Source organism: Deltaproteobacteria bacterium (genome assembly GCA_022340465.1).
Lineage (GTDB): Bacteria > Desulfobacterota > Desulfobacteria > Desulfobacterales > B30-G6 > JAJDNW01.
Genome location: JAJDNW010000047.1, coordinates 1 through 4,644 on the forward strand (window position 1 = coordinate 1; position 4,644 = coordinate 4,644).

General features: G+C 52.5%; 3 protein-coding genes and 1 riboswitch. Of the genes, 2 read left to right on the forward strand and 1 reads right to left on the reverse strand.

Annotated features, from left to right (window positions below; all coding sequences use genetic code 11):
* The first annotated feature begins 51 nt into the window (after positions 1-51).
* Positions 52-399, forward strand: coding sequence for a DUF3417 domain-containing protein (locus LJE94_07910; GenBank protein ID MCG6910032.1), 348 nt, complete (start codon positions 52-54; stop codon positions 397-399).
* Between the two features lie 606 nt (positions 400-1,005).
* Here the strand turns inward: LJE94_07910 and LJE94_07915 are convergent.
* A complete protein-coding gene (locus LJE94_07915; GenBank protein MCG6910033.1) occupies positions 1,006-2,502 on the reverse strand; it encodes a cobyric acid synthase in 1,497 nt (498 codons plus the stop codon).
* A 266-nt stretch (positions 2,503-2,768) separates the two neighbouring features.
* Positions 2,769-2,971: riboswitch (cobalamin riboswitch) on the forward strand.
* Positions 2,972-3,108: 137 nt separating this feature from the next.
* On the opposite strand from LJE94_07915, the gene LJE94_07920 reads away from it, so the two are divergent.
* A complete protein-coding gene (locus LJE94_07920) occupies positions 3,109-4,566 on the forward strand; it encodes a DUF4465 domain-containing protein (protein ID MCG6910034.1) in 1,458 nt (485 codons plus the stop codon).
* The last annotated feature ends 78 nt before the right edge of the window (positions 4,567-4,644 follow it).

Sequence of the window (4,644 nt, forward strand, 5' to 3'; positions counted from 1 at the left end):
ACCAACAAATTTTCAGAAACAGACGTATATTCATTTTCAACGAGATAGGCCATGCCGACCCCTGAAAGCGCATGCATCCACCTTCCCGAAGGCATTGAAGGCCTGCGGGATCTGGCATCCAATCTCTGGTGGAGTTGGTACCCCCGAGCACGCATGCTGTTCAAAATGCTCAACCGGCAGGCCTGGAAGGAGAGCGGCCACAATCCGGACAAGATGCTCCGCGAACTCTCCCCCGAGATCCTCGCCGCCGCAGCCCAAAATCCAGATTACCTGCGGCATTACCACGTGGTGATGTCCCTTTTTCAAGCTTACATGAACCAGATCCGAAATCCTAGATGCAACGGTGAGGTCGAGCTGGAATTTACGGTTGGAATGGCATCGAATGACAGTGTTTTTTAAAAACGTGCCTCAATTCCTCATCGGCGACGGCACAGTCGATGCTGTCGCTTAACGTCGTATTTACAAAGCATTCAAGAAGGTCTTTGTCCGACGCATCTATTTCAGACAAATGCAATGTTTGTCTGATGCGATTGACAAGTTCTTTCTTTTTGGGGTTCAATTGATTTCTCCTCATGGAATGGAATCAGGAAGGAGTCTATGCCGGCCGGATAGATGTCGCTTCGTAGAAGGACCTGAGGTTCCTGTCGCGCCTCAGGGTCGATATTTCACGATAAAAATACCGATGAAGGCAATGGTAACGAAGCAGGAAACCATTAAGGCCGAGATAATCAATATTGTCGACAATTCCATGCTATTTACCTGTAAAGTCAAATGATAACGCGTTATTCAGAAAGATTACCGGCTATTATGGGGCGGTCCTTCAACTGCATGATGTCAGTCTTCATACACGGAATCGACTCAATTGTCAATTAATTTATATATAATTAAATGTTAATTATAGGCTTTTACCATATTTTGACGCAAAGTTATCAATAATTACTGTATATCGTGCTTTCCCATAACTCCTGAACATGTAGGGAATAGACCTATGGCAGTCGGTATCGTTTAAATTCCCACCAGCGCGGCGACGGCATCCAGGTCCACATGGCGTTCGAAATGGTCTGCCAGAAGGTCGTATTGCCGGTTTTTGGCTTCCAAACCGCCGACATCCGGCACGGAGAGATGGCCCAGTCCCAGGGTGTCCAGCCACAGCCGCAAGACAGCCGGTGTTTCGAACAGGCCGTGTAGGTAGCTGCCCATGATGCGCAGATTGTCGCTCACGCATCCATCCCTTTCACGGCAGGGAGTTGCATTGCGCTCCGTGATTTCAAAGGGCTGCCGATTGCCGTCAACCGCCGTCACCCCCATGTGGATTTCGTAGCCCGCACCGTCGATTCCCTGCCAGGAGAACCGGGTCAGGGTAGTCGTTTTGGGGGTTTCGAGGACCGTTTCGACCGGAAGAAGGCCCAACCCTTGGGAACTGCCGGGTTCGCCTTCGATGCCTTCGGGATCGTGCACCGCCCGGCCCAGGATCTGGTAGCCGCCGCAGATGCCCAGGATGAACCCGCCGTTTTCAGCGTAACGCTTCAGTGCATCGGTCCAGCCCAAGGACTGCAGCCACTTCAGATCATGGCGGGTGTTCTTGGATCCGGGAATGATCACAGCCTTGAAGGTTTTGAGATCCCTTGGCTTTTCCATGAAATGCAGGGAGAGGTTCTCGACCCTGTCAAGCGGATCGAAATCGGTGAAATTGGAGATGTGCGGCATTCGTACAACCGCAATTGCCGGTACGTGGCGATCGTCGACGGCCCCGGCATCCGGGTTTTCGATGGCCACGGCGTCCTCGGATTCGATGGATATGTGGTGGTACCAGGGCAGCACCCCGAAGACAGGCCGCTGCGTCTCCCGCTCGATCCACTCAACCCCCTCTTTGAAGAGGTCGATATCGCCCCGGAACCGGTTGACGATGAACCCGGCGATCTGACTGCGCCGTTTTTCAGGGAGACATGCGAGCGTTCCCACGAGCTGGGCAAAAATACCCCCGCGGTGAATGTCGCCCACCAGGATGACGGGGGCCGCCGCATGGGCCGCCATTTTCAGATTGACGAAGTCGGTGCGCAAGAGGTTGACTTCGGCGCAGGAGCCCGCGCCTTCCATGACCACCAGGTCGTTGTCCCGCCGCAGACGGTCCAGGGCTGCCGCGGCGATCTCGAACAATGCGTTCCTTTTCCGGTAATACCGCCGCGCAACATGCTCGTCCTGCGCCGCGCCCATGAGCACCAACTGGGATCCGGCGCCGCTGGTGGGTTTGAGTAAAACGGGGTTCATGTCCACGTGCGGCGGGATGCCGGCCGCTTCCGCCTGGACGATCTGGGCGCGCCCCATTTCCAGCCCCTCCGGGGTGACCCCGGAATTGTTGGACATGTTCTGGGCCTTGTAGGGCGCCACCGTAAGGCCCTTGCGGGAAAAGCAGCGGCACAGGGCTGTAGTCACGATGCTTTTGCCCACATCCGAGGCGGTTCCCAGGATGGAAAGGCATTTGGCTTGACGGTTTGGCTTCATGGCGCCACCCTATACCAGTTTCCCTAAAAATGGTCGAGATATTAATATCCCACACAGGGAATGGGAAAAAACGCCCTCTTACAAGGTCAAAGACCTCCGTGTGACAAGGTTAGGAAAAAGGCGTGGAGGATCCAAGGGTTCCGGGGCTCGAGTGAAATAGAGATGAGCTCGTGGCTTGCTATCAGCTATGAGCTATGCGCTTTTTCCCCCTTGAATCCCAGGATTAGGTTTTGGCTTGACAAGCATTTCCCGATTCATTACATCAACAGTTGAAAAATGATCGAGAAGCCCGAGCGGGGAAAACCCGCCGGGGCGCACAGGGAACACCGTTGAAATCGGTGGCGGGCCCGCCGCTGTAACCGGGGACGAAAACCACGACATGCCACTGTCCTGTTGTCAAAGGATGGGAAGGCGTGGCCAGTAGGAGGATCCGGGAGCCAGAAAACCTGACTCGATGAACAGATATGTGTCTTGCTTTCCGAGGACCGGGGCAGACCTGACCAGAGGATAAAAAAGGGACATCCCCTGATTCAGCAATGGATCAGGGGATTTTTTGTTTTTAAGGGCATAGGACTTTGTATCTCTGCCAACCCTTATGGAGGAGCGATGAAAAGATTATGTGTCATATTGATTTGCCTGAGCATGTTTTCAACGGCAATGACGTTTGCATCCGACACCGGCGACTTGGAAAATTTAACGCTATCGACGGACGCCTATTGGAATGGGTCCAATCTGGAAGGCTCCTATAGCGCCACCGATGTCTTTAGTACCGGAGGTGCTTTCTTCAATAATTTTTACGCCTATGACGCGAAATACATGTACGCTTCATGGGGAGGGTTCGCCTACTCGAACCTTACCGATACGGCAGCCCAGGGATTGGACGGCCAATACACCGCCATCGCCGCTGGCGGCCAGAACGGTAGTGCGATTTACGCCGTGGGGTACTGCAACACTTATGCGGCAGGGCAACCAGCCATAAGCTTCGATACCGCCCAGGAAGTGTCTGGCGCCTATTTCACCAACACCAATTATGCTTACTATTCCATGCTGAACGGGGATGCCTTTGCAAAGAAATTTGAACTGGGAGACTGGTTTAAACTGACTATTACCGGAAAGGCGGAGGACGGTTCGGTAACCGGCAGCGTCGAATTCCTGTTGGCCGATGGAACCGATATCGTCAATACATGGACCTATGTAGATTTGAGTGCTCTGAAGACTGTGAAGACGATTGAATTCACATTGACATCGTCAGACAGTGACGTGACCTGGGGTATGAACACACCGGCTTATTTTGCCATGGATACCTTGGACACCACCGGGGATTTTGAGAACCTGACTCTGGCAGCTGAGGCTCATTGGAACGGCTCCGCTCTGGAGGGGTCCTACACGGCAACGGATAGTTTCACCAGTGGGGTTGCTACATACAACAATTACTATTCTTATGATAAAGATTGGGATTACAGCTCTTGGAGCGCTTTTGCCTATGCAAATTACACGGATACAACGACTTCCGGGCTGGACGGTCAGTACATGGTTATCCCCGGAAGTGGCGCCGAGGAGTCCGCTAATTATGCCGTGGGGTATTGCAATGCCTTTGCTTCATTGCAACCCGAAATCACCTTTGACGAACCACAGGTTGTTTCCGGTGCTTTTTTCACAAACACCAATTATACTTATTACTCAATGTTGAACGGGGATGTTTTTGCCAAAAAATTCGAAGCAGGAGACTGGTTTAAGCTGACCATAACGGGGAAGGATGCCAGCGGTATCGAGACCGGAGACGTCGAATTTTTGCTGGCTAACGGGACCGATATTGTCGATACCTGGACCTGGGTGGACTTAAGCGGCTTGGGTATGGTGAAAAAGATAACCTTCAGCCTGACATCGTCGGACAGTGACGCGATCTGGGGTATGAACACACCAGCTTATTTTGCAGTGGACGGCGTCAACGACCTCCAAACAAATGAGAATGGGGACAATAATCAGAACGATGGCGGGGATGGCGATAACAACACCTGGCCTGACGGTTGTTTTATCGGTATATCGGGGGCGGCCATTAAATAAAACGGTTGCTCAGCAAACATAGGTTTATGCTTAAAATCTTAGCAAACATATGCCGCATGCACCGGCAACTTTTATCGA

Coding starts and splice junctions, on each gene's coding strand:
- LJE94_07910 (MCG6910032.1), top strand. CDS start 52: ATGCCGACCCCTGAAAGCGCATGCATCCACCTTCCCGAAGGCATTGAA.
- LJE94_07915 (MCG6910033.1), bottom strand. CDS start 2,502: ATGAAGCCAAACCGTCAAGCCAAATGCCTTTCCATCCTGGGAACCGCC.
- LJE94_07920 (MCG6910034.1), top strand. CDS start 3,109: ATGAAAAGATTATGTGTCATATTGATTTGCCTGAGCATGTTTTCAACG.